At 70.3% G+C, this 25362-nt stretch carries 21 protein-coding genes and 1 tRNA gene; 12 read left to right on the top strand and 10 right to left on the bottom strand.

Annotated features, from left to right (window positions below):
• The first annotated feature begins 302 nt into the window (after positions 1-302).
• A complete protein-coding gene (locus AB0F52_RS39520; RefSeq protein ID WP_360182342.1) occupies positions 303-941 on the top strand; it encodes a nicotinamide mononucleotide transporter family protein in 639 nt (212 codons plus the stop codon).
• On the opposite strand, the gene AB0F52_RS39515 is transcribed toward AB0F52_RS39520, so the two are convergent.
• Positions 922-2532 carry an L-lactate permease gene (locus tag AB0F52_RS39515; protein ID WP_360182339.1) on the bottom strand — a complete coding sequence of 537 codons (1611 nt, stop codon included), beginning with the start codon at positions 2530-2532 and terminating at the stop codon, positions 922-924. The genes AB0F52_RS39520 and AB0F52_RS39515 overlap by 20 nt on opposite strands.
• Before the next feature lie 130 nt (positions 2533-2662).
• Entirely contained in the window at positions 2663-3253 is a 591-nt protein-coding gene (locus tag AB0F52_RS39510; protein WP_360182336.1) for a TetR/AcrR family transcriptional regulator, read from the bottom strand.
• Between the two features lie 82 nt (positions 3254-3335).
• Here AB0F52_RS39510 and AB0F52_RS39505 point away from each other — a divergent pair, with 82 nt between their 5' ends.
• Positions 3336-4079, top strand: coding sequence for an SDR family oxidoreductase (locus AB0F52_RS39505; protein ID WP_360182333.1), 744 nt, complete (start codon positions 3336-3338; stop codon positions 4077-4079).
• Here the strand turns inward: AB0F52_RS39505 and AB0F52_RS39500 are convergent.
• Together AB0F52_RS39500 and aceE are read right to left on the bottom strand one after the other, a co-directional pair.
• Complete coding sequence (locus AB0F52_RS39500; RefSeq protein WP_360182330.1) at positions 4076-5287, bottom strand: alpha-hydroxy acid oxidase; 1212 nt, start codon at positions 5285-5287, stop codon at positions 4076-4078. The genes AB0F52_RS39505 and AB0F52_RS39500 overlap by 4 nt on opposite strands.
• A gap of 83 nt (positions 5288-5370) precedes the next feature.
• A complete protein-coding gene (gene aceE / locus AB0F52_RS39495; protein WP_360182327.1) occupies positions 5371-8166 on the bottom strand; it encodes a pyruvate dehydrogenase (acetyl-transferring), homodimeric type in 2796 nt (931 codons plus the stop codon).
• 417 nt (positions 8167-8583) lie between these two features.
• On the opposite strand from aceE, the gene AB0F52_RS39490 reads away from it, so the two are divergent.
• From AB0F52_RS39490 to AB0F52_RS39475, 4 genes are all read left to right on the top strand, one after another.
• Positions 8584-9015 carry a DUF3052 domain-containing protein gene (locus AB0F52_RS39490; protein ID WP_103342984.1) on the top strand — a complete coding sequence of 144 codons (432 nt, stop codon included), beginning with the start codon at positions 8584-8586 and terminating at the stop codon, positions 9013-9015.
• Between the two features lie 73 nt (positions 9016-9088).
• On the top strand, positions 9089-9550 hold the full coding sequence (locus AB0F52_RS39485; protein WP_360182324.1) for a peroxiredoxin: 462 nt from the start codon (positions 9089-9091) through the stop codon (positions 9548-9550).
• Between the two features lie 38 nt (positions 9551-9588).
• A tRNA-Val gene (locus AB0F52_RS39480) sits at positions 9589-9660 on the top strand.
• 82 nt (positions 9661-9742) lie between these two features.
• Positions 9743-10642, top strand: a complete 900-nt coding sequence (locus tag AB0F52_RS39475) for a class I SAM-dependent methyltransferase (protein WP_360182321.1) — start codon at positions 9743-9745, stop codon at positions 10640-10642.
• A gap of 7 nt (positions 10643-10649) precedes the next feature.
• Here the strand turns inward: AB0F52_RS39475 and AB0F52_RS39470 are convergent, their stop codons facing one another.
• Positions 10650-12095: an MFS transporter gene (locus AB0F52_RS39470; protein ID WP_360182318.1), complete on the bottom strand. Its 1446-nt coding sequence runs from the start codon at positions 12093-12095 to the stop codon at positions 10650-10652.
• A 125-nt stretch (positions 12096-12220) separates the two neighbouring features.
• Here AB0F52_RS39470 and AB0F52_RS39465 point away from each other — a divergent pair, with 125 nt between their 5' ends.
• A complete protein-coding gene (locus AB0F52_RS39465) occupies positions 12221-12802 on the top strand; it encodes a short chain dehydrogenase (protein WP_360182315.1) in 582 nt (193 codons plus the stop codon).
• Positions 12803-12808: 6 nt separating this feature from the next.
• Here AB0F52_RS39465 and AB0F52_RS39460 read toward each other — a convergent pair whose 3' ends face one another.
• Positions 12809-13303 (bottom strand): carboxymuconolactone decarboxylase family protein, encoded by a 495-nt coding sequence (locus AB0F52_RS39460; protein ID WP_360182704.1) that lies wholly within the window; start codon positions 13301-13303, stop codon positions 12809-12811.
• A 125-nt stretch (positions 13304-13428) separates the two neighbouring features.
• Between AB0F52_RS39460 and AB0F52_RS39455 the strand changes: the two genes are divergently transcribed.
• On the top strand, positions 13429-13893 hold the full coding sequence (locus AB0F52_RS39455; protein ID WP_360182312.1) for a MarR family transcriptional regulator: 465 nt from the start codon (positions 13429-13431) through the stop codon (positions 13891-13893).
• 35 nt (positions 13894-13928) lie between these two features.
• Here the strand turns inward: AB0F52_RS39455 and AB0F52_RS39450 are convergent, their stop codons facing one another.
• A complete protein-coding gene (locus tag AB0F52_RS39450) occupies positions 13929-18146 on the bottom strand; it encodes a hypothetical protein (RefSeq protein ID WP_360182309.1) in 4218 nt (1405 codons plus the stop codon).
• 352 nt (positions 18147-18498) lie between these two features.
• Positions 18499-18915, bottom strand: coding sequence for a cupin domain-containing protein (locus AB0F52_RS39445; RefSeq protein ID WP_360182306.1), 417 nt, complete (start codon positions 18913-18915; stop codon positions 18499-18501).
• A gap of 63 nt (positions 18916-18978) precedes the next feature.
• Here AB0F52_RS39445 and AB0F52_RS39440 point away from each other — a divergent pair, with 63 nt between their 5' ends.
• Positions 18979-20115, top strand: a complete 1137-nt coding sequence (locus tag AB0F52_RS39440; RefSeq protein WP_360182303.1) for an acyl-CoA dehydrogenase family protein — start codon at positions 18979-18981, stop codon at positions 20113-20115.
• A gap of 40 nt (positions 20116-20155) precedes the next feature.
• Complete coding sequence (locus AB0F52_RS39435) at positions 20156-21103, top strand: SDR family NAD(P)-dependent oxidoreductase (protein WP_360182300.1); 948 nt, start codon at positions 20156-20158, stop codon at positions 21101-21103.
• Here the strand turns inward: AB0F52_RS39435 and AB0F52_RS39430 are convergent.
• Positions 21100-22269 (bottom strand): aminotransferase class V-fold PLP-dependent enzyme, encoded by a 1170-nt coding sequence (locus AB0F52_RS39430; RefSeq protein ID WP_360182297.1) that lies wholly within the window; start codon positions 22267-22269, stop codon positions 21100-21102. The genes AB0F52_RS39435 and AB0F52_RS39430 overlap by 4 nt on opposite strands.
• Positions 22270-22315: 46 nt before the next feature.
• Here AB0F52_RS39430 and AB0F52_RS39425 point away from each other — a divergent pair, with 46 nt between their 5' ends.
• Together AB0F52_RS39425 and AB0F52_RS39420 are read left to right on the top strand one after the other, a co-directional pair.
• Positions 22316-22942 carry a GntR family transcriptional regulator gene (locus AB0F52_RS39425; protein WP_360182294.1) on the top strand — a complete coding sequence of 209 codons (627 nt, stop codon included), beginning with the start codon at positions 22316-22318 and terminating at the stop codon, positions 22940-22942.
• The gene (locus AB0F52_RS39420) at positions 22939-23697 is read left to right on the top strand and encodes a metallophosphoesterase (RefSeq protein ID WP_360182291.1); all 759 of its coding nucleotides are present in this window, start codon (positions 22939-22941) and stop codon (positions 23695-23697) included. The genes AB0F52_RS39425 and AB0F52_RS39420 overlap by 4 nt, the downstream gene beginning before the upstream one ends.
• Here the strand turns inward: AB0F52_RS39420 and AB0F52_RS39415 are convergent.
• Positions 23687-25312, bottom strand: coding sequence for a CocE/NonD family hydrolase (locus AB0F52_RS39415; protein ID WP_360182288.1), 1626 nt, complete (start codon positions 25310-25312; stop codon positions 23687-23689). The genes AB0F52_RS39420 and AB0F52_RS39415 overlap by 11 nt on opposite strands.
• Positions 25313-25362: the final 50 nt, after the last annotated feature.

The raw sequence follows: 25362 nt of genomic DNA, 5'->3' as shown, positions 1-25362 counted from the left end.
CCCCGGGGTGGTCTGGGTGGTGCTCGGGGGGGGGGGGCGGGGGGGGGGGGGGGGGGGGGGGGCCCGGGGTGTGGTGCCCGCGCCGGCCCCCCCCCCACGCCCCGGACGTCATGAATGACTCATTCCTGACGTCGGAGGTCAGGAATGAGTCATTCACTGCGTTCGGCGGCGCCCGGGTCGTCCGCGGTGGCCCGCTCCACGCCGGCGACGTCCACAGCGTGGGATGTTCCGCCGCTCACAGTCCTTGGGGAATGCGTCCGCCAGGGAGCATGTTGGGAGCGGTAGGACGAAAGGGGCGTGACGTGGACTTCCTGCTGCACCACGGGATCACCGTGCTCGGTCAGTGGATTTCGATCGCGGAGCTCGCCGGGCAGGTGTTCGCGCTCGCCGTCGTGTTCCTCGCGCAGCGTCGCACCCTGTGGACGTGGCCCGTGCAGGTCGGGGCCACCGTGCTGCTGTTCGCCGTCTACGTCTCCGCGCACCTCGGCGGCCTCGCCGCGCGGCAGGTCGCGATCCTCGCCATCTCCGTCTACGGCTGGTGGGCCTGGACGCGCCGCAAGGATCCGGTGTTCGGCGTCGTCGTCCGCAAGGGCCGGCCGGCCGAACGGCTGGCCATGCTCGGCGCCTTCGTCGTCGGCACCACCGTGATGGCGCTCGTTCTCGACGCCCTCCACGCGTCCTGGGCGCCCTGGCCGGACGCCGCCATCTTCGTCGGGACCCTCGTGGCCTTCGGGGCGCAGGGACTCGGGCTTGTCGAATTCTGGCTGGTCTGGCTGGCCGTCGACGCGATCGGCGTGCCGCTGCAGATCTCGTCCGGGCTCTACTTCTCCGCCGCGATCTACATCGTCTTCGCCGGGCTCGTCGTGCACGGCTGGTGGAGCTGGAACCGCTCCGCCCAGCGCGTCGCCGCCCGGCCCGGGGTCACGGCAGCATCCAGCTGAGCGCCGCGGTGCTCTGACCCCACACGATCAGGCACATCGCGAGCAGCAGCCCGATGCTCCACGGCAGCACCTTCCGCAGCAGCTTCCCCTCTTCGCCGGGCAGGTTCGCCGCCACGCAGGCGATGGTGAGGTTCTGCGGCGACACCATCTTGCCGAGGACGCCGCCGGAGCTGTTCGCCGCGGCCAGCAGGTCGGCGGGCAGGCCCGTCTGGTGCGCCGCCGTCACCTGCAGGGCGCCGAACAACGCGTTCGCCGAGGTGTCGGACCCCGAGACGGCGACACCGAACCAGCCCAGCACCGGGGAGAGGAACGCCAGCCCGGCGCCCGCGGCGGCGATGAACGTGCCGATCGTGGAGGTCTGGCCGGACAGGTTCATCACGTAGGCCAGCGCGAGCACGCCCGTGACGGTCAGGATCGCGAACCGCAATTCCTTGACCGTCGCCAGCCACTCCTGCGCGCTGTCGCCCGCCTTCACCGCCAGCAGCGCCGCCGTGATGACGCCCGCCAGCAGCACCAACGTGCCGCCGGTGTTGAGGAACGGCAGCGAGAACGTGTTGCCGGACACCGGTTTCCCGTTCGGCGCGGCGACGTTCAGCCCGGGCCAGTGGAACTTCCAGGTCGCCTTGTCCAGCAGCCGCTTGACCGGCGGCAGCACGGCGATCGAGAAGATCACGATGATGAGCAGGTACGGCAGGTACGCCTTGACGACGTCGCCCCGCGAGTCTTCCGGCGGCGCTTCGGCGGTCGCTGTCCCGCCGGTGCCGATCCGGACGGCTTCGGGCACCGGGCGCCGGGTCTGGGGGAGGGCGACCAGCGCGGCCGCGCCGGCCAGCGCCGCCCCGATGTCGGCCAGCTGCGGTGACACGTAGTTCGAAGCGAGGAACTGCACGAGCCCGAACGCGACCCCGCAGACGAGCGCGGGCAGCCAGGTGTCCTTCAGGCCGCGCTTGCCGTCGACGATGATCACCAGCAGCAGGGGCACGACCAGCGCGAGCAGCGGCGTCTGGCGCCCGACGATCGACGACACTTCCTGCAGCGGCAGGCCGGTGACCTGGGCGAGGGTGACGACCGGGGTGCCCATGGCGCCGAACGCGACCGGCGCGGTGTTGGCGACCAGCGCGACGACGGCGGCCTTGACCGGGTGGAACCCGACGGCCACCAGCATCACGGCGCTGATCGCCACCGGCGCGCCGAACCCGGCGAGGGCTTCCATGAGCGCGCCGAAGCAGAAGGCGATGATCAGCGCCTGGATGCGCGGGTCGTCGGAGAGGCGCCCGAACGAGCGGCGCAGGACGTCGAAGTGCCCGGTCCGCACGGTGAGCCGGTAGATCCACAGTGCGTTGACGACGATCCACATGATCGGCCACAGCCCGAACGCGGCGCCCTGCAGCGCCCCGGAGACGGCCTGCACGACCGGCATCCCGTACGCGGCGATGCCGACGACGAGCGCGACGAGCAGCCCGATCAGCGCGGCGTGGTGCGCCTTCATCCGGACGGCCCCGAGCAGCACCAGGACGGTGGCGAGCGGCAGCACGGCGACGAGCGCGGACAGGCCCAGCGAGCCGAGCGGAGTCAGATCCTGAACGAACACGGGTGACCTCCGTTTTCCACGATGCGAAAACGGCCTTTCGGCGGGTGCCCGAGATCTTCGTCACAAACTACGCGGTCCGTCAAGAAGTTGAGACCGGTTGGCCCAACAAGTCAGTGCTTCACGGCGTGCTTCACGGCTTCGGCAGCACGGCGAGCGCGGTCTCGGCGATCGCGCGGATGCCGTCCGGCTCGACGCCGCCCTTGCCCAGCGCTTCGAGGCCGCGCAGGACGGCCAGCACGAGGCTGCCCAGGTGGGCGGGGTCGGCGTCGGCGGCGATGTCGCCCGCGCGCTGCGCGCCCGCGATGCACGCCGTCAAGGAGGCGTGCAGGTCGCGGAACGCCCGCCCGGTCCGCGCGGCGACGGCGTCGTCGTGCTCCGAGCATTCGGCGGCGCCCTTCGCGATCAGGCAGCCGCGCCGCTCCCGGTCGGCGGCGACCGACTCGGCGATGGCGCGCACGTGGTCGCCGAGCCGCCGGTGGGCCGTGTCGTCGGGGCCTTCGAGCTGATGCCGCACGCCGTCGGTCGATTCGGTGCAGTAGTAGTCGTAGACGCGCAGGTACAGCGCGTGCTTGTCGCCGAAAGCGCCATACAGGCTCCCCTTGCCGAGGCCGGTCGCGGCGGCGATGTCGTCGACCTTCGTGCCGGCGTAACCGTGTTCCCAGAACTGGTCCCTGGCCGCGCGCAGGACCGCTGTCTCGTCGAAGCTCCGGGGTCTTGCCATGAGAGCAGGCTACCCATTCTTGACTATCTCGTCCAGAACGGCGTACGTTCTGGACGAGATAGTCAAGAACTCGGAGGGCATCGTGAACCTGGAGAACAAAACCGCGGTCGTGACCGGCGGCAGCACCGGCATCGGGCTCGCCATCGCGAAGCGGTTCGCGGCCGAAGGCGCGCACGTGTTCATCACCGGCCGCCGCAAGGAGGCCCTCGACGACGCGGTCGCCGAGATCGGCAGCGGGGTGACGGCCGTCCGGGCCGACTCGGCGAACCTGGCCGACCTGGACGAGCTCTACCGCGCGGTGGCCGAGCGCGGGCGCGGCCTGGACGTGCTGGTGGCCAACTCCGGCGGCGGCAGCTTCGCCCCGCTCGGCGAGATCACCGAGGAGCAGTTCGACACCACGTTCGGCACGAACGTCAAGGGAGTCGTCTTCGCCGTCCAGAAGGCGCTGCCGCTGCTGAACGAGAACGCCTCGATCATCGTCACCGGCTCGACGGCGTCGATGCGGCCCGGCCCGGCCTTCGGCGTCTACGGGGCGACGAAGGCGGCGGTGCGCAACTTCGCCCGAAGCTGGGCGCTCGACCTCAAGGGCACCGGCACGCGGGTCAACGTCCTGAGTCCCGGACCGACGCGCACCCCGGGCATGCTGGGCCTGGTGCCCGACGACGAACAGCAGGGTCTGGTCGACGGCCTCGTGGCGCAAGTCCCGCTGGGTCGCCTCGGCGACCCGGCGGAGATCGCGGCCGCGGCGCTGTTCCTGGCCTCCGATGAGGCGAGTTTCGTCAACGGCACCGAGTTCTTCGTCGACGGCGGCGCGGCACAGGTCTAGCGCAAGGTCGCGTGCGAGGGCTTGAGGTCGGCGAGGGTGCGGACGCCGAGCAGCTGCATCGTGCGGACCAGTTCCGTGCGCAGGATGTCGACGCAGCGCTGGACGCCGCGCTCGCCGCCGGCCATCAGGCCGTACAGGAACGCCCGGCCAATCAGGACCGCGTCCGCGCCCCGGGCGATCGCCGCCACGATGTCGCCGCCCGACAGGATGCCCGTGTCGATCCACACCTCGGCACCGCCCTGGAGCTCGTCCAGCACCGCCGGCAGCAGCTCCAGGGGCGTCGGGGCGCGGTCGAGCTGGCGGCCGCCGTGGTTCGAGATCAGCACCGCGTCCGCGCCGTGCTTCACGACGTCGCGGGCGTCGTCGACGTTCTGCACGCCCTTGACGACGAGCTTCCCCGGCCAGGTCTGGCGCACCCAGTCCAGGTCGTCGAAGTTCAGCGTGGGGTCGAACAGCTTGTTCAGCAGCTCGGCGACGGTGCCGTCGAAGTGGCTCAGCGAGGCGAAGTGCAGGGGCTCGGTGGTGAGCAGGTTGAACCACCACGCGGGGTGCGTCGCGCCGTCGAGGAACGTCCTGAGGGTCAGCGCCGGCGGGATGGTCAGGCCGTTGCGGACGTCGCGCAGGCGCGCGCCGCCGACCGGGGTGTCCACGGTCAGCATGAGCGTGTCGTAGCCCGCCGCCCAGGCGCGATTCATCAGATCTTCGCCGGCGCCGTGGTCGCGCCAGACGTAGAGCTGGAACCATTTGCGCGCTTCGGGAGCAGCCTCGGCGAGGTCCTCGATCGACGTCGTCGCCATCGTCGAGAGCCCGACCGGGATGCCGTTGCGTTCGGCGACCCGGGCCACCGCGCGCTCGCCCTCGTGCTGCATCATCCGGGTGAACCCGGTGGGGGCGAAGGCGAACGGCAACGCCGAGGTCTGGCCGAGGATCTCGCGGGTGGTGTCCACATCGGACACCCCCCGCAGCACGTTCGGGTGAAATTCGACGCGGCGGTACGCCTGCCGGGCGCGGAGCAGGCTGTCTTCGAGTTCGGCGGCGCCGTCGGTGTAGTCGAACGCCGCCCGCGGGGTGCGCTTGCGCGCGATCATCCGCAGGTCGGCGATGGTGTGCGCGTTCGCCAGCCGCCGGTCCGTCGGGTTCAGCACGATCGGCTTCGGCCGCAGGATCTGCTGCAGCTCACTCGGCTTCGGCAGCCGGCGCTTCGTCACCCTGATCAACTCCCTAACGGACTACGAGCGAGCGGGACCCGGCAGACATCGGATGTCTGCCGGGTCCCGAAACTAGCACCTGATCACGCGTTGCCGGACTCCGACGTCTGCGGCCCGGCGGCCGCGATGTCGTCGAGCCGGTACTTCGTGGCCGCTTCGAGGACCTTCGCCTGCTCGACCTCGCCGCGCTTGGCCAGGATCGACAGCGCCCCGACGGTGATCGACTCGGCGTCGACCAGGAACTTCCGCCGCGCCGCCGGCCGGGTGTCGGAGAAGCCGAAGCCGTCCGTGCCCAGCGTCAGCATGTCGGTCGGGACGTACGGGCGGATCAGGTCCGGCACCGCGCGCATCCAATCCGACACCGCCACGACCGGGCCGTTCGAGCCCTGCAGCTTCTCGGTCACGTACGGCACGCGCGGCTCGCTGCCCGGGTAGAGCAGGTTGTCGTGGTCGATCTCGACGGCTTCGCGCCGCAGCTCGGTCCACGACGTGGCCGACCACACCGCGGCCCGCACGCCCCACTCCTCGGCCAGCATCTTCTGCGCCTTCAGCGCGTCCGGCATCGTGACGCCCGAGACCAGGATCTGCACCTCCGGACCATCGCCCTCGGGCGCGCCGGCGTACTTGTACAGCCCCTTGAGCAGGCCGTCGACGTCGAGGTTCTCCGGCTCGGCGGGCTGCTGGTACGGCTCGTTGTAGATCGTCATGTAGTAGAAGACGTTCTCGCCGTTGCCGTCCGGGCCGGCCTCGCCGTACATCCGGCGCAGGCCGTCCTTGACGATGTGCGCGATCTCGAACGACCACGCCGGGTCGTAGGCCACCGCGGCCGGGTTGGTCGCCGCCAGCAGCAGCGAGTGCCCGTCGGCGTGCTGCAGGCCTTCACCCGTCAGGGTGGTCCGGCCGGCGGTGGCGCCGAGGACGAACCCGCGGGCCATCTGGTCGGCGGCGGCGTACAGGCCGTCACCCGTCCGCTGGAACCCGAACATCGAGTAGAAGATGTAGATCGGGATCATCGGCTCGCCGTGCGTCGCGTACGACGTGCCGACGGCGGTGAACGACGCGGTGGAGCCCGCCTCGTTGATGCCCTCGTGCAGCAGCTGGCCCTTCTCGGACTCCTTGTAGGCCAGCATCAGGCTCGCGTCGACCGACGTGTAGGTCTGGCCGTGCGGGTTGTAGATCTTGGCCGTCGGGAACATCGAGTCGAGGCCGAAGGTGCGGGCCTCGTCCGGGATGATCGGGACGACCCGCTTGCCGATCTCGGAGTCCTTAGCCAGCTCGCGGACCAGCCGGACGAACGCCATCGTCGTGGCGACCTCCTGCTTGCCGGAGCCCCTCCGGATGCCTTCGTAGACCTTGTCGCCGGGCAGGACCAGCGCCTTCGCGGCCTTCGGACGGCGTTCCGGCAGGAACCCGCCGAGCGCCTTGCGGCGGCCGATCATGTACTCGATCTCGGCCGAGTTCGCGCCCGGGTGGTAGTACGGCGGCAGCTTCGGGTTGCGCTCCAGCTCCTCGTCGCTGATCGGGATCCGCTGCGAGTCGCGGAACAGCTTCAGGTCGTCGAGGGTGAGCTTCTTCATCTGGTGCGTGGCGTTGCGGCCCTCGAACGCCGGGCCCAGGCCGTAGCCCTTGATGGTGTGGGCCAGGATCACCGTCGGCTGGCCGTGGTGCTCCAGCGCCGACTTGTAGGCCGCGTACACCTTGCGGTAGTCGTGGCCGCCGCGCTTGAGGTTCCAGATGTCGGCGTCGGAGAGGTCCTTGACCAGGTCCTTCGTCCGCGGGTCGCGGCCGAAAAAGTGCTCGCGGACGAAGGCGCCGTCGTTGGCCTTGTACGTCTGGTAGTCACCGTCCGGGGTGACGTTCATCAGGTTGACCAGGGCGCCGTCGCGGTCGGCGTGCAGCAGCGAGTCCCACTCGCGGCCCCAGATCACCTTGATGACGTTCCAGCCGGCGCCGCGGAAGTACGACTCCAGCTCCTGGATGATCTTGCCGTTGCCGCGCACCGGGCCGTCGAGCCGCTGCAGGTTGCAGTTGATCACGAAGGTCAGGTTGTCGAGGCCCTCGCCGGCCGCGACGTGGATCAGGCCGCGGGACTCGGCCTCGTCCATCTCGCCGTCGCCGAGGAACGCCCAGACGTGCTGGTCGTCGGTGTTCTTGATGCCGCGGTCGCGCAGGTAGCGGTTGAACCGGGCCTGGTAGATGGCGTTCATCGGGCCGAGGCCCATGGACACCGTCGGGTTCTCCCAGAACTCCGGCATCAGCCGCGGGTGCGGGTACGACGGCAGGCCGCCGCCCTCACCCGCGTGGCTGAACTCCTGCCGGAAGCCGTCGAGCTGCGACTCGCTCAGCCGGCCCTCGAGGAACGCGCGGGCGTAGATGCCGGGGGAGGCGTGGCCCTGGATGTAGATCTGGTCGCCGCCGCCGGAGTGGTCCTTGCCGCGGAAGAAGTGGTTGAAGCCCACCTCGTACAGCGCGGCCGACGAGGCGTAGGTCGAGATGTGGCCGCCGACGCCGACGCCCGGGCGCTGCGCGCGGTGCACCATGATCGCCGCGTTCCAGCGGATCCAGGCGCGGTAGCGGCGCTCGATCTCCTCGTCGCCGGGGAACCACGGCTCGTTCTCGGTGGGGATGGTGTTGACGTAGTCCGTCGAGGTCAGGGCGGGTACGCCGACGTTCCGTTCCCGGGCCCGCTCGAGGATGCGCAGCATCAGGTACCGGGCCCGCTGCTGACCGCCCCTCGCCAGAGCCTCGTCGAAGGAGTCCAGCCACTCGGCGGTCTCCTCCGGGTCGATGTCGGGCAGGTGCGCCGCCAATCCGTCACGGATGACGCGTACGCGTGCCGGGGTCTCCTTGCCGGAGGCGCCGTCGTTCTGCGGGGCCAAGGGGTCTCCTTGCGAAAAGTTGCAGCCGGTGGTGCTCGTACGCGGGGGTGTACGACTCTCCATCGTCGTCTTCCGTCCCGGCTTCCGCACCGCTACTTGGCGGTAACATAGGCCGACCCGGTCGAGCCACTCCCTGCGCGCGGTGTATCGCGCGCGCGGTTTCTTCCTCCCCACCCTAGGGGACGACCCCCGGAGGGGTGGCAGGCCGGGGGCGCCCGGTACCCGAAACGCCGTCGCGGGCGGGACGCCGCGGGCCGTATCCTGCGACACGAGTTGTCACAGATCCGGTGTGGACGGTTGCGCGCGGGGCTTCACCAGTGTTCGCTAGCGGCAACCGGGTAGCCGAGTGTGGCCCAGGTGTACCCCTCGCAGGGTGCCCCGACGCCACGCTCCGTCGTAGTTGGAGGAGTGAAAGCAGTGGTCGCCGCGGGAGACGCTGATCAGAGCAGCGTCGCCGAGAGGCTCGGCATCAAGCCCGAGATGGTGGTCCAGGAGATCGGCTGGGACGAGGACGTCGACGACGACGTCCGCGCGGCGATCGAGGAGCAGATCGGCGGGGACATCCTCGACGAGGAAGCCGACGAGGTCATCGACGTGGTGCTGCTCTGGTGGCGCGAGGACGACGGCGACCTGGGCGACGCGCTCATCGACGCCCGGGGCCCCCTGGAGGAGACCGGCGTGATCTGGGTGCTCACCCCGAAGACGGGACAGCCCGGGCACGTCGAGCCGAGCGAAATCGCCGAAGCGGTACCCGTCGTCGGCCTGGCCCAGACCGCCAACATCAGTGTCGGCCCGAACTGGATCGGCACCCGATTGGTGTCTCCCAAGTCGAAGTCGAAGCAGCGCTGAGCCGGCCCCGCCGGACGGACACGATAGGGTTGTCGTCGCAGGCACGTGTCCGTTCGGGAGAGGAAACGCTGGTATGACCGTCGAGGTCGGTTCTGAGGCCCCTGACTTCACGCTCAACGACTACAACAAGCAGCCCGTCCAGCTGTCGTCGTTCCGGGGTGACAAGCCGGTGCTGCTGGTCTTCTACCCCTTCGCGTTCAGCGGCATCTGCACCGGCGAGCTGTGCCAGCTCCGCGACGAGTTCGCGGACTACGACAACAAGGGCGTCCAGGTCCTGGGCGTCTCGGTCGACACGCCGTTTTCCCTGAAGGCGTGGGCCGAGAAGGAGGGCTACCAGTTCCCGCTGCTGTCCGACTTCTGGCCGCACGGCGAGGTGGCGCAGGCGTACGGCGTCTTCAACTCCGACGCCGGCCTGGCGGTCCGCGGCACGTTCCTGATCGACACCTCCGGTGTGGTCCGGTTCGCCGAGGTCAACGCGCCGGGTGAGGCCCGCGACCAGCAGGGCTGGAAGAAGGCCGTGGCCGAACTGGCTTGAGTTCCTTCCGGCGGCGGTCCTCCGGGGCCGCCGCCTGCGGGCGCATAGCTCAGCGGAAGAGCACTCGGTTTACACCCGAGCGGTCGCAGGTTCGAACCCTGCTGCGCCCACCGGACAGCCGTCCCCGGAGCTTTCGGGGTCGGCATCGTAATTCGGTGGCTCGCCCGGAGCCGCCTCACTAGCCTCCGCCGGGTGATCCACGAAGATCCGCGTGCCTACCTGCTCGGGCTCGAGGGCATGGCCTTGCTGCGGGCGTTCACCGGTGAGTTCGGCCGTGACTTCGTCGAAGCCCGGATCGCGGAGATCCGCCGGGTGCTCGCCGACGAGGCGCTGGCGGACGCGGCCGTGGAGGTCGACCGGGTCGACGCGGTCACCGGCTATCGGCTGTGGTCCGCGACGTACGACCGGCCCAACTCGGCGTTCGACCTCGACGAACCCGTGGTCCGGGAGATCGTGGACGCGCTGCCCGTGGGCGTCGCGCTCGATGCCGCGTGCGGGACCGGCCGCTACGCCGAATTCCTGGCCCGGCGCGGCCACCGGGTGATCGGGGTGGACGGTTCGCCCGACATGCTCGCCCGGGCGCGCAGCCGGGTGCCGCGGGGGCAGTTCCTGCTCGGTGACCTGCACCGGCTCCCGGTGGCCGACGCCCGGGTCGACCTGGTCGTGTGCGGCCTGGCGCTGACCCACGTCCCGGCGCTCGAGCCGGTGCTGGCGGAGTTCGCCAGGGTGCTGCGGCCCGGCGGGCACCTGGTGCTCGCCGACGTGCACCCTGAACGGGTGGCGCAGGGGGCGGTTCCGCCCGTCCGCGGTGCCGACGGCCGGCCCGGGCGGCTGAGTGGCTACCGCCACCCGATCGGGGACTATCTACGGGCCGCGCTCGCGGTGGGGCTGCGGGTGCGTCGCTGCGAGGAACCTCTCGTGCCGGCCGATGACCGGCCTGTCCCGGCGGCTCGGACAGGGGCGATCGGGCCGGTGGAACCGTGGGAGCTGTGGCCGTGGAGCCTGGCCGCCCTGGTGCCCGACGCGGCGCGAGCCGTCAACTCGGGGGCGCCGGCGCTGGTCATTTGGCATTTCCAGGCGGGCGAGCCGTGACATCGGGTCACTCCGCCATGACCGGTGCGGAGACGACGGCCGTGGTCCGGCGCATCGACGTCACCAGCAGCGCCAGCCCGGCAAAGAGCACCGCCGCGATCACGCCCGTCACGTTCAACGCCGTCGTGAACGCCTCTTTCGCCTGCTCGGCCACCTCGGGCCGGGTGACGTCGACCGCGAGCGTCGTGCCCGCCGGGAACACGCCGTGGTACACCGCCGACGCCGTCAGGCCGATCAACGCCATGCCCAGCGATCCGCCGAGGTAGTTGCCCGTGTCCGCCATCGAGGCCGCCGAGCCCGCGCGCTCCGGCGGGACCGAACCCACCACCAGGCCGATGCCCAGCGCGAACAGCGGGCCCGTGCCCAGCGTCAGCACCGTGATGCCCACCACGACCGGCACCAGCCCGCCGGTGACGGTCAGCAGGAGGCTGCCCGCCGCCGACAGCGCCAGGCCGCCCGCGATCGCCGTGGCCGGGGTGACGAACCGGGTCAACGCCGGTGCCGTCATCGTGCCCACCGCCACGCCCAGGCCCATCGGCGCGAACAGCAGCGCCGAGACGAGCGGGGAGTGGCCGAGGACGCTCTGCAGGTACTGCGTCACCAGCAGGCCGACGCCGGCCATCGCGACGCCGGCAAACACCAGCGCGACCAGCACCGCGGTGAACGGGCGGTTCCGGAACAGCCGCAGGTCCAGCAGCGGCGACGCGGTCGTGAGCTGACGGCGGGCGAAGACGGTGCCGAGCAGCGTCCCAGCGGCGATCGCCGCGAGCGGCAGGACTAGCGAGCCGGTCGCCAGCTGCTTGAGGCCGAACACGATCAGCAGCACCGCGGCCAGCGAGAGCGCCACCCCGGGCAGGTCCAGCCGCCCGGACGCCGGCGCGCGGAACTCGGGCAGCAGGATCGGGCCCGCGACGAGCAGGACGGCGACGGCCGGGACGGCGACCAGGAACACCGAGCTCCACGAGAAGTGCTGGAGCAGGAAGCCGGCGAACACCGGACCGGCCGCACCGCCCGCGAACTGGCAGGTGGCCCAGATCGAAATGGCCTTGCCGCGCTGTTTCTCGTCGCGGAACATGTTCGTGATCAGGGCGAGCGTGGACGGCATCAGCGTCGCCCCGGCGACCCCGAGCGCCGCGCGGACGACGATGAGCATCACCGGCCCGGTCGAGAACGCGGCGACGATCGACAGGAGCCCGAAGGCCCCGCCGCCCGCCAGCAGGAGCCGTCGCCGCCCGATCCGGTCGCCGAGCGTGCCCATGGTGATGACGAACCCGGCGACGACGAAGCCGTAGCTGTCGGTGATCCACAGCTGTTCGGTGCTGCTCGCGCCGAGATCCGCGCTCAGCTGCGGCAGCGCGAGGAACAGCGAGGTCATGTCCATCGCGACGAGCAGGGTGGGCAGCACGAGCACCGCCAGTCCCAGCCACTCCCGCCGTCCGGCCGGCTTCTCCATGTCCGCTCCTTCTCCGTGGTCTGTTTGCCAAGGGGTCGGAGCCGGCGCGGGGGACCGGACACGGGTGGCGAAGATTTTTTCGCGACGGCGGAATCGCGGTTGCCGGGATGGTTAGCGTCGAAGACGTGAAGATCCTCCTGCTGGGCGCCACCGGGCTCGTCGGACGAGCCGTCGCCGCCGCCCTCGAACCACGCCACGAGGTCTTGCCCGTCTCGCGGACGTCGCCGGTCGGTGCGGACCTGGCGGATCCCGCGTCGCTCGACGCGCTGTTCGAGACCGGTGCGGACGCCGTCGTGTGCTGCGCCGCCAACGTCCCGCTGCGTCCGCTCGCCGACCTGACCGACACGCAGGTGCTCGACGACCTGCGCGCCAAGCTGCTCGGCCAGGTCGCGCTCGCCCGGCGCGCGGCGCGGCGCCTGCCCGGCGGGGGCTCGATCACGCTCACCGGCGGGACGTTCACCGAGCCGATCCCGGGCAGCGGGCTCGGCGCGCTCGTCAACGCCGGGCTCGAGGGCTTCGTCCGGTCGGCCGCCGCCGAGCTGCCGCGCGGGCCGCGGATCAACGTCGTCAGCCCCGGCTGGATCAGCGAAACCCTCGAAGCGATGGGGGAGGACGGTCGCGGCGGGACGCCGGTGGCGGTCGTCGCCGAGGCTTACCGCGGACTCGTCGAAGGCGACGCGAACGGCCGCACCGTCGTGCCCCGCTGACCGGGCTCACGCCGCGTGCCAGGCGTGCTCGGCGAAGGCGTCGTCGAGCGGGGCGCGGGTGAGGCGGTTCGCGAACGTGGACAGCGTGTACGTCCCGATCCCCAGCACCACCTCCAAGGCGTTCCGCTGCGTGTAGCCGGCGCCGGTGAACGCCGCCAGCCCCTCGGCCGGGACTTCGCCCCTGGTGTCCATGACCGCGTGGACGAAGACGCGCAGGGCTTCCAGCCGCGGCTCCGGAAGCGGGGACTCCGCCCGCAGCGCCGCCACCAGTTCGGGAGCGGCGGACAGGCGGGTCAGCGTGGCCGTGTGCATCGCCACGCAGAGGTGGCACTCGTTGCGCGCGGCCACCGTCATGATCAGCACTTCGCGTTCCAGTGCCGTCAGGGTCGTGGCTTCGAAGATCGCGCTGAGCTTGAGGAACCCGTTGAGCAGTTCCGGTGAGGTCGCCAGCCGGGCGACGGCCGACGGTACGCGGCCGAACTTCTTCGCGGTGGCCGTCATCGCGGGGCGGGCGGCGGGGGGTGCAGACTCCGGGGTGTGATCGGCGAACAAGGTGACTCCCGAGGTAGTTTCGACAACGTGGTTGTCGAAACCGTAAACCTGGTTGTCGAGTTTGGCAAGAGGCCATGACCGACACGCCGGGCTACGAGCTGCCCTTCCTGCTCTTCGGCGGCTTCCGCACGCTCATCGACCGCCTGCACGCCGAGCTCGCCCGCCGCGGCCACCCCGACGTCCGGCCGTCGTACGGCTTCGCGATGCAGGCCGTCGGCGTCGAGGGGGCGACGGCGTCGGAGATCGGCCGCCGCCTGGGTGTTTCCAAGCAGGCGGCGGGCAAGACCGTCGACCGGCTCGAGGCGCTCGGGTACGCCGAGCGAGCCGACGACCCGGCGGACGCGCGCCGCAAGATCGTCCGGTTGACCGCGCACGGCATCGACGCGCTCAGGAAGTCGGCGGACATCTTCGACGAGCTGCGCGCGGACTGGGCGCGCACGGTGGGCGCAGAACGGATCACCGCGCTCGAGAACGACCTTCGCGCGGTCGTCGGCCCGGCGGCGTACCGGCTCGACGCGGCGGGCTGGCTGTCGGGCTAGAGGCTGGGGTCAGGGGGTGTCCTCTGGCGTCAGGGCTATCCTTGATCCTCGCTCACGCGGGGCACTAGGGATAGCAGTCGTTGCAACTCGTCGTCCAGGTCGTGGAAGGCGAAGTGGTAGCCGAGTTCGGTGAAGCTTGCGGCGGCCTCGTGGACTGTCATCCCCGTGCGGATTGCGCTCACAAGTAAGTTGGACATAGTGAGTGGTGTCCACGAAATGGGGTGCTCTGGGGATGAATGCCTCCCGGTCAGAGCTTCTTCCTTGGGGGAAAGTGCTCGAATTTGTGGTACCGAGCAACCCAGTCTTTGGAGGCAGGAGCCGACTTTTGCCGGCTCGACGTTGATACTCTGGGCATGCCTAATAATAACAGGAAGGGGAACTTTTATTTCTCCGAGAACGACTGCTTTCGGCAAGTTTGGCATAATTAGTTCCGCGTTGACGTCGGCGACGTCCGGGAGGTGGTCGGCAATGGATCCGAAATTTGCCAGTCGGCGGGCAACTTCTGCAGAAGGGTAGCCGGATTGGCTCACTATCGCGGCAAACTCGCGTAGGCCCACCGTGCCGACGGGGCTGTGCAGGTCGACTGATCGAAGGATTTCGCGGTCTATTGTGTCGAGGGTGGGCGGGAGCTTTGCGGCTCCGCGGACCTCGAAACCCATTTCTTCGAGACGAGTTGTCGCCTCCTGTGTGGTCAAGTCCACTCTAACCAGAACCTGCAGTAATGCCCGTGGTCCAATTTTATTGGAAAACGGGAATGCGGAGTGCAGTAAAGATTTGTCGATATCAGTCAGTTGCTCGGGCGGCTGCCTATCGGTGTGAAGTCCGAAACGTGCCATAGTGCGCACCAGGTCTCCTGGCTGGCATCCTGCTTTCATTGCCTCGTGACATATCAGACCCGCTTGCACCGGATTTCCGTACTGATCCAATCTCTCCATTGCCTGTAGAGTGGGAAGTGGGAGTCCCTCGAGGTCGGCCATGGTTACGTCGAAGTCTGGGACGCGCAGTCCTAGTCGACGTAACCGATTCGCGGCGCTCGAAGGCTCGAGTCCGGTCGATCGGGCGGCCAGTAGTACGTGCAGGGCTGACACGGGCTCCCTGAATTGCGGGATGCGCATTCCGGAGTCCCTCGAGTTGGCGCCGGAATGCCCGATGAGTCGCAAGTCCGTGCCATCGGCGCGTTCTGCGGGTGCAACGGGTGGGCGGTCAAATCCCAGTTCTGTGAGTCGCTGAGCGACCTGTGTCATCGGGATGTCCAGTTCGGCACTCGCGATCACCAGTGCAGCGTGTGGATAAGAATTGTTGGGCCAACTCGGGGATTGTTGGGCAAGGTTTATCAGTGATACGTCGGCCGAATTTATGTGAATCGGTGCTTGCGACTGTTCGCATTTTCTCACCGAAAATCCGAGTTCGGCCAGTCGTTGTATAACTTTCGTAGGGCTAATTCCGAGGTGGAAGGCCGCCAGCCATGCAGACGGCGGGGACACCTCCGGACGAAGTACCTCATCGGGTTGTGTGTAGCGAATCAACGTAATCAGGAGATCGTCTGAGGGTAGTGCCGGGAGCAACAGCCTGCTGGTCGCCTCGTCAGAAACTTCCGTGTTCAGAGCCAGCAACCGCCACAACAAGAGGTGCGTTGGTGTCCAGAACCTGTGAGAGTCCCCTGTCTGCGTCGGTTCGCGTGTCAGTTGCGTGTCCAGCTTGATGATGCCGGTGGCGTCCACAGTGGTGTCGTACTGGCCGATCTTGGCCGCCAACCCCTCGGAGATCGCCGTGTCGGCGATGACGTCGGCAATTCCCAGGTTGTTGTCGGCGACCTTCAGGACCCACCGGTACTCAAGAAGCGAACCAGGCTTCCGGAGCTCCGCCGTCGCCTGTTTCAGCAGTACCTCGGCCCGTTCCGACACGTCCTGGAGCACGGACATCCTGTCGACGCTGAGGTTGGGCGGGAAAGGACCAGTCAGATTGATCACTGCGCCACGCGGGTCGCTGTTGCTGTCCGATGCGGTGAGCACTCCGCGTTGGTTCTCGCACCGCACGTAGATGCCGTCGACGAGCAGTGCGCCTCCGTGCTCGCACCAAACAACCTGTCCGTTCTCGGACGGAACTCCGTGCTGCAGCCGTCCATACGCCTCGATGCTGTCCTCTCGCGCAGGGTGCCGACGGCGCGGTTGAAACTCGAACGGACGCCAATGCTCCGGCTCGTCCTCGCCGTGCTGAGCCGTGGTCTCGAACTCCGCAATACCCAGCAGCGCCCGCAAAGTCGCCACACAAGACGGCGCGCTCGCCCCATCCCGCAGGTGGAGTTTGACCTCCGTTCCCTCCCCACGGCCATCGTCATCAGCCCCGGTGAGCGTCTCGACGCGAAACAAGTGACCCGGCCCAGCGATCACGACCTTCACCAGCGGCAACCGCTCCCCACCCGGGTTCATCCGGCGGGTCGTCACCTCGATCCGGTCGGCGAGCATGAAGTAGCTCATCACCCCGATCCCGAACCGGCTGTTGGGATAGACGTGGACGCCCTCGGCCTCCCAGCGCGCACGCTCCACCGCGAATTCCCGCCGGTCCGCGAACCGGATTCCCGCCTGGGAAAACACCTCGCGCAGCTCGGCCTCGCCCATCCCGACCCCGTTGTCCCGGCAGCTCAGGAAGTGGTGGCCGGCCTCCTCCCACTGCCGGAACTCGATCTTCCCGGGCCAGGACCACTCGCGGGGCCCGCCCTGCTTCACGACGAGGTAGCGGCGCCACGCCTGGCTGTACCGGCAAGCATCGAGCGCGTTCTGGTACAGCTCGCGGATCGCCAGTGACCGGTCGCGGTAGAGTTGCTCGCCCATCAGCAGCTCGCGTACTCGGGTCTCGTCGAGCCGGAACTTCGTCGTCGGCACCACGAACTCCGGCCGGCCGTCCGGCCTCGTTGCCGGGGTGACGTCTTCGTCCGACGCCCGTTCCGGCAGTGCCAGCAGGGGCGCCACCGCCGTCTCGCGGGCGGCGGCCTCGCGGGCGGTGCGCAGCACCTCGGACATCCGGGTCACGTGCTCAGTGAGCACTTCGTACACCGCTTCGTGCCGGCACTCGGCGTCCAACCGCAACGCCGTCGGGGTGCGCACCCAGCTGCTCGCCCGCAGGGTGCGACGGAGGTCCGCCAACTCCACCTGGTGGTCGATGCCCAGGTGCTCGACCAGTGTGCTCGACAGCGAGCCCGGCTCGATGGCCATCGTGTGGGCGAGGCCCAGGACGAGGGCGACGAGCCGGATCCGCAGCCGCTGGCCACCGGGCCACTCTTCCGGCTGGTCGCGCAGCCGCCAGTCCTTGAGTTCGCCGGGGGACAGGCGGAACACCGGCAAAAGCTGCTTCAGCTGCTGTTCCAGGGCCGTGGCCTGCGGTGATGCCAGCTCCAGCGAGACGGTCGCGGGCTGTCCGGACGCGCTCTGGTCGAGCCACCGGTGGAACAGCCACCAGCAGATCGCCCGGCGGTCGGGGTCCTCGGCGGCCGGGATGCGCCGGGCCCGCTCGACCAGGCGCTGCTGCTGGTCGCCGCTGCGAAAGAACTCGAAGTCGCAGTCGAGATGGGGTTCGAGGCGCATCGGGTCGACCGTCGAGTGCGCTTCGGCGCCGATCTGCGCCCACCGGGTGTGGTAGAGCAGCGGGGCGACCGTGAGCAGGAACGCCTCCACCGCGGAGAACTCGAGCAGCTCACCGGAGAGGTACCTGACGAGCTCACCGACCCGCTGCACTGTCCGCTCCGGCAGCTCTTCGTCGAGCCACGGGTCGTCGGCCAGCACCGCTTCCACGGCTTTGCGACGCTCGCCCTCCAGGTGCCGCAGGGCAGCCAGCGCTTGGCTCCGCAGCTCCGCCGCGTCCTCGGCGTCCGGCCAGATCTTCGCTGCGCGAACAACCTCGTCCCACCGCGAGCCGTCCTCGGTGGGGACCGGCTGGCGCCCGCGCACCTCAGCCAGCCAAGCCAGCCAGCTGCCTTCGGCGACGCTCTTCATCAGCGCCGGATCCGGCGGCTCGATCAGCGGCCGCCGGTCTGCCGCCGCCTTCTGCATGATGCCGACCAGCACTTTCAGGCGGTCTTCGGAAGGCACGTGGTCGCCGCGCAGCCAGTCGCCGATGCTCCGGTCGTTGAGCGGGTGGCACTTCGAGGTCCCGGCAGCGACATAGGTCTTCGACCGTTCGGCGATCTTCACGTTGGTGAGGCCGGAAAGCTCCCTGAGCGCGAGGAGTTGCTCCACCAGCTTGCTGTGCTTCGCCATCCATCGCCTCCGGTCGGGCTGTACGTCGGTCGGTACCGGACCGGTACTTCGGTTCGCCGGCGTCGACCAGCGTAAAGCCGTCCTCACCCGCCCTTTCGAGGTGACCGGTTTCCGGATGGTCGATTCGATTTGCGGGTTGGCCGGGACACCCCGGTCATCCGGATGGATCGAGCGGGAGACGAAGATGGTTACCGGAATCTTGGCGGCCCTGGGCGCGATCGTCCTGGTGCTTCAGGCGGCCACCCGGCTGCCGGCCGCCGTGGCGCTGTTCCTGCGGGCGCTGATCCCCGTCGTCCAGGCCCTGCGCGCGCTCCGCGACGAGTGGCGCCGCAACCGCTGGTGGCTGGCGGGCTTAGAAGCCGCAGCCGGGGTTCGGGGCGTCCTCCGACAGCGGGCTGCCCGCCGGGAGCACGTACAGGACTTCCAGCACCAGCGGCGTCGACCCGAGGTTGCGGCCGATGTGCACCTGGTCGGGCTGCTCGGTGAACGCGCGCCCGGTGGGGAAGATGCCGTCGATGCTGCAGTCGGCCAGGTTGTGCGTCAGCGTCCCGGCCTTCACGTACGCGTAGAGCGTGCCGTCGTGGAAGTGCCAGCCGGTGTACCCGCCGGGCTGGACGGTGATCTCCCGCAGCGTGTAATCCGTGTGACCGATGGTCTTCTGGGCCAGGATCGTGCCGCTGACGCCGCTGCCGGGCGTCGCGGAAGCGGTGGACGGAAGCAGGACGGCGGCGAGCGCGGCGGCGGCGAGGACGGTGATCGGCTTGCGCATCGGCCCAAGCTACCGCGTCCGGGCGTGCCCGTGGGGGCAGTGATCCGGGTAGCGTGCCGACGCATGGACGCGGACGTTTTCGGGCAGGTCCTCGGCGCGGTGCGGGAGTTCGTGCGCAAGGAGGTCGTGCCGCGCGAGGCCGAGATCGACGAACGTGACGAAATCCCCGCGGAAATCCGGGAAAAGGCCGCGGAACTGGGCCTGTTCGGCTGGGCGCTGCCGGAAGAGTACGGCGGGCTCGGCCTCGGCATGGCCGAAGACGTCCGGCTGGCGATCGAGCTCGGCTGGACGACGCCGGCTTTCCGGTCGCTTTTCGGCACCAACAACGGCATCGCCGGCCAGGCGATCGTGCACCACGGGACGCCGGCCCAGCGCACCCACTGGCTGCCGCGGCTGGCCGCGGGGCAGGCGATCGCGTCGTTCGCGCTCACCGAAGCCGAGGCGGGCTCGGACCCGGGTGGCCTGACCAGCCGCGCCGTCCGCGACGGCGACCGGTACCGGCTGTCGGGCACCAAGCGGTTCATCACCAACGCGCCGCTCGCCGAAGTGTTCGTCGCGTTCGCGCGCACGGATCCGGAAAGCACCGGCAGCCACGGCATTTCCGCGTTCCTCGTGCCCGCCGGCGCGCCCGGCGTCACCGTCGGCCCGCACGACGCCAAGATGGGCCAGGCCGGCGCGTGGACGTCGGAAGTGGTCTTCGACGACGTCGAGCTGGCCGCCGACGCGCTGATCGGCGAAGAAGGCAAGGGGTTCGGCATCGCGATGGCCTCGCTGGCCCGCGGCCGCCTGCACATCGCCGCGCTGTGTGTCGGCCTGGCCGAGCGGGCGCTCGCCGAAGCCGTCGAGTACGCGCGGACGGCCCGCCAGGGCGGCCGGGTGATCGGCGAGTACCAGCTGGTGCAGGCGCTGCTCGCGGAGTCCCACGCCGAACTCGCGGCGGGCCGCGCGATGGTCCACGAAGCCGCGGCGAAGTACGACTCGGGCGAGGACCGCAAGCTCGGGCCGTCGTCGGCGAAGCTGTTCTGCACCGAGATGGCCGGCCGGGTCGCGGACCGCGCGGTGCAGGTCCACGGCGGGATGGGGTACGTCCGTGGCGTGACGGTCGAGCGCATCTACCGCGACGCGCGGCTGTTCCGGATCTACGAAGGCACCAGCGAAATCCAGAAGCTGGTGATCGCGCGGCAGCTGCTCAAGGGCTGAACTTGCGCTGGAGTGCGCTCCAGGGCCTAGCTTCGGGAACATGACCACCGCACAGCACAAGCTCGGCTCGGGGTCCGGCGCCACCACCACGGCGGCCGAGGTCGTGGCCGGCCTCGACCTGACCGGCAAGCTCGCGATCGTCACCGGCGGCTACTCCGGCATCGGCCTGGAGACCACGCGGGCGCTGGCGGGCGCGGGCGCGCACGTCGTCGTCCCGGCCCGGCGCCGCGTCACGGCCGAAGAAGCCTGGCGGGGCTTCGAAAACGTCGAGATCGACGAACTCGACCTCGCCGACGTCGAAAGCGTCCGCGCGTTCGCTTCGCGGTTCCTCGCGTCGGGACGCGGAATCGACACCTTCATCGGCAGCGCCGGCATCATGGCGTCGCCCGAGACCCGCGTCGGGCCGGGCTGGGAGGCGCAGTTCGCCACCAACCACCTCGGGCACTTCGCGCTGGTGAACCGGCTCTGGCCGGCGTTCACGCCGGGCGCGCGCGTGGTTTCGGTGTCCTCACGCGGCCACCACTACGGCCCGGTGCGCTTCGACGACCTGAACTTCGAGCGCGGCTACGACAAGTGGCTCGCCTACGGCCAGGCCAAGACCGCGAACGTGCTCTTCGCGGTGCACCTCGACAAGCTGGCGCGCGAGCAGGGCGTCCGTGCGTTCGCCCTGCACCCGGGCCGGATCCTCACCGACCTCGTGCGCCACCTGGACCGGCAGGAGCTCGTCGACGCGGGCATGGTCGACGAGTCCGGCCGGGTCACGGGCGGGGCGAAGACGCCGGAACAGGGCGCCGCAACTCAGGTGTGGGCGGCGACTTCGCCGCAGCTCGACGGGCTCGGCGGCGGCTACCTCGAGGACTGCGACATCGCCGAGCCCGCGCCCGCCGACGGCACCCGAACGGGAGTGAAGGACTACGCGATGGACCCGGTGCAGGCCGAGCGGCTGTGGACCCTCTCGGCCGAGCTGACCGGCGTGAACGCTTTCTAGAGCTTCTCGATCTCCCGCACCAGCAGGTCGATCTCGTCCTCGGTGTTGTAGTAGTGCACCGAAGCCCGGACCAGGTCCGGCAGCGCCCGCGCGGTGAAGTCGAACTGCGCCGAGGTCCGCGTCGACAGGGACGTGTTGATGTTCGCCTCCGCCAGCCGCGCCTTGATGTCCGCGGCCGGGGTTCCCTCGACGCTGAACGTGACCAGGCCGCACTTCTTCGCCCCGGAGTCGTGGACGTGGGCACCGGCTTCGGTCAGCCGCTCCCGCAGCGTCGCGGCCAGCGAAGCGACCCGCTCTTCGATGGCAGGCAAACCCCATTCGAGCGCGTAGTCGATGGCCGTGCCGAGGCCGCACACCGCGGCGAAGTCGCGTTCCCACACCTCGAAGCGCTTGGCCGTCGGGTCGACGACGTACTCCGTCGGCGACGTCCAGCTCGCCGAATGCAGGTCGAGCATCGCCGGCTCCAGCCGCTCGCGCAGCCGCGGGTGCACGTAGAGGAACCCGGTGCCGCGCGGGCCGCGCAGGTACTTGCGGCCGGTTCCCGACAGCGCGTCGCACTTCAAGCGCGTGACGTCGAGGTCGAGCTGGCCCGCCGACTGGCAGGCGTCGAGCAGGAACGGAATCCCCGCGGCCGAAGCGACCGCGCCGATCTCCTCGGCCGGGTTGACCAGGCCGCCCTGGGTGGGCACGTGGCTGACGGCGATCAGCTTGACGCGGCCGTCGACGCGCCGGCGCAGCTCCTCGACGTCCAGCTGCCCGGATTCGTCGTCGCCGATCACCTCGACGACCGCGCCGGTGCGCCGGGCGACCTGCAGGAACGCGATCGCGTTGCTGGCGTACTCCGCCCGCGAGGTCAGGATCCGGTCGCCGGGGCCGAACGGCAGCGCGTAGAAAATCGCCTGCCAGGAGCGGGTCGCGTTGTCGGTGAGCGCGATGTCGTCGGTGCCGGCGCCGAGCAGCCGGGCCACCGACGCGTACACCGCGTCGAGGCGCTCCGCGGCTCCGGCGGCGGCTTCGTACCCGCCGACCAGCGCTTCGTGGCGCAGGTACTCGACGACGGTGTCGGTCACGACGGCCGGGGGCAGCGCGGCGCCCGCGTTGTTGAAGTGGACCACTTCGGCGCAGCCCGGGGTCTCGCGGCGCGCACGTTCGACGTCGAAGCTCATACGAACTGAATACAGTAGATAGTTATTGTATGCAATACTGCCCGGCATGGCCCGCACTCCGTTGCGCAGCGACCTCATCGAGCAGATCACCGCCCGCGTGCTGGACCGGCGGCTCGCGGCCGGGTCCCGCGTCAACGAGGTGCACCTGGCGCGCGAGCTCGGCGTCAGCCGGACGCCGCTGCGGGAGGCGCTGATCGGGCTCGCCGACCGCGGCCTGCTGGTCTCCGCGCCCGGCCGGGGGTTCCTGGTGCCGCCGTTCGACCCGGACGAGGCGCGCCGGCTCTACCCGCTGGTGGCCGAGCTGGAAGCCCTGGCGCTGCGCTGGACGTCGCCGGTCGAGCTGGCCGGCCTGCCGGACGCGCTCGACGCCGTCGCCGACGAGATGGCGCTCGCGGACGGCGGTGATCTGTCCGCATTGGACGAACGATGGCACGCGCTGCTGCTGTCGCGCTGCCCGAACCCGCATCTGCTGCGGCTGATCGAGCAGACCAAGCCGCTGCTCAAGCGCTACGAATCGGCGTACTTCGCCCGGCACGACCACGCCGGGGAGAGCATCGAGGAACACCGCCGCATCGCCGCGGCCCTGCGTGACGGCGATCTGACGGCCGCGTCCGCGGTGCTCGTCGCCAACTGGGTCAAGGCACTGGCGTACCTGGGGAAGGACGAAAGATGATCATCGCGCACCTGAGCGACCTGCACCTCGACGGCGACCCGCGGGCGGAAGACCGCGTCGCGGCGGTGATGGGCTACCTCGGCGGGCTGGCGCGGCCGGTCGACGCCATCGTCGTCACCGGCGACGTCGCCGACCACGGCACGGCGGAGGAGTACGCGCGCGCCGCCGAGCTGCTGAAGCACCCGGCGCCGGTGCTGGTGTGCCCGGGCAACCACGACGTCCGCGCGGCGTTCCGCACGGGACTGCTCGACCTGCCGGCTTCCGACGGCCCGATCGACCTGGCGCAGGAGATCGGCGGGGTGCTGTTCGCGTTGTGCGACTCGACGATCCCGGGCCGCGGCGCGGGTTTCCTGTCCGACGAGACCCTGGCGTGGCTCGACGGCGTCCTCTCCGGCGGCGACGGCCCGGCGTTCGTCGCGTTCCACCACCCGCCGGTGGAGGTCGGCGTCCCGCTGGTGGACGCGATCCGGCAGACCGGCTCGGAGCGGCTGGCTCCGGTACTGGCACGGCACCCGCGAGTGGTGGCGCTGCTGGCCGGGCACGTGCACACCGGCGCCTCGACGACGTTCGCCGGCGTGCCGCTGCGCATCGCCCCCGGGGTGGTGTCGGGCTCGCTGCTCCCGATCGAGCCGGGCGCGGACCGCGGCTGGGCCGAAGGCGGCCCGCTGGACTACGACCGCCCGCCGGCCCTGCTGCTGCACGTCCTCCACGACGACGGCCGGGTGACCAGCCACCACCGCGTGGTCAGCCGCTGAACACCGGCAGCGTGATCCGGGACGGCCGCGCCGCGTCGTGGAACACCTCGAAGCGGTTCGGCTTCCCGGCCACCGCCGAGGTGACCGGCTCGCCCGTGCCGTGGTTGCGGGCGAAGCGCGGGAACGCGCCGCCCGCCACCTGGACGCGCAGGCGGTGGCCGCGGCCGAAGCGGTACGCCGTCGGGTCGAGCGTCACTTCCGCGGTCACCACCCCGTCGGGGCCGGCCGCCGGGACGCCCGGGCGCAGCCGCAGGATTCCGTCGGTCACGTTGCGGGAGACGCCGCCGGCATCGACGTCGCAGAGCCGGACGTAGACGTCGGCGTGACCCAGTTCGGTGCGCACGTGCACGGTCGCCGACACCTCGCCGATGACGTCGAGGTCCGCCGGCAGCGGCTCGCCGGTGAACACCAGCACGTCCGGCCGGGCCTCGACCTCCTGGTTGTCGCGCTGCTTCCACTCGCCCGTCAGCAGCGGGCCGCCGACCGCCGGCGTCGGGTCGGCCGGGTCGTAGGTGAACGGCGTCGGCAGCGCCGGGTCGGTCGCGACCTCGCCGAGGCCGCCGATCGGCCGCAGGTGCGCCTCGGTCGCCTTCGACGGCGGCGGCCAGGATTCGAAGTCCAGCCACGTCCCGGCGCCCTGGAGGAACAGCCGGACCGGGGCCCGCTGCAGCTGGGTCCGGTCGCCGAGCAGGTGCGCGCGCAGGAAGCCGAGCTGGTCGCGGATCATCGGACCCATGCTCGCGGGCTCGCCGTGCGCCCACGGCCCGATCGTGATCCGCGGGGCCTTGCCCGCGTCGGCGAGGAGCCGGAAGTCGCGCAGCTGCGAGCCGATGAACAGGTCGTACCAGCCGGTGACCATCGACACCGGGACGTCGAGCCGCGCCACTTCGGCGCTGTGGTCGGACATCGCCCAGTACTCGTCGCCGGGCACGAAGTGCTCGGCGACGTCCTGGAGGAACCGCACCGGCTTCCCGATCGCGGCGACGTCGGCGCCGCTGATCGGCAGGTGTGCCATCGCCCGGCGGGTCTTGCGCGTCCGCAGCGGGTTCGGCAGCGCGGCGAAGCGCTCCTCCTGGCGGCCGATCATCGCCGACCACGAGACCATGTTGTCCGCCGCGAGCACGCCGCCCGGGTAGAACGTCGAGACGAACTCCGACGCCGTCACCCCGAGGCACATCGCCGCCAGCGGCGGGTCGAGGTACGGCCCCACCGCCCACTGCGTGTGCCCGAGGTAGCTGGCGCCGGCCATGCCGAGGTTCCCGTCGCACCACGGCTGGGCCCGCAGCCACTCGGCGGTGGCGAGCCCGTCCTCGCGTTCGAGGTGGAAGGGCCGGAACTCGCCGCCGGAGCCGAACGAGCCGCGGGTGCTCTGGACGACCGTCTGCAGCCCGTGCCGGGCGAAGGTTTCGCCGAAGAGCTTCGAGGCCAGGCCCTTGCGCCCGTACGGCGTGCGGATCAGCACGACCGGCGCCGACGTCGTCCCGTCCGGGGCGTACCGGTCGGCGAGCAGCGTGACGCCGTCGGGCATCGGCACGGCGAGGTCGCGCGTCACGACCGGCTTGGGGCCTTCGGTGCGGGGGAGTCCGAGCAGCTTGTCGACAAGTCGGTCCAGCACGGGCGGCCGCCTTCCGAAGTGGAGTAGATCCATCCGGATCCGACCGTACC

This window comes from Amycolatopsis sp. NPDC024027, from assembly GCF_040638975.1.
In the GTDB taxonomy this organism is placed as follows: Bacteria; Actinomycetota; Actinomycetes; order Mycobacteriales; family Pseudonocardiaceae; genus Amycolatopsis.
This window is presented reverse-complemented; position numbering and strand designations above follow the sequence as displayed.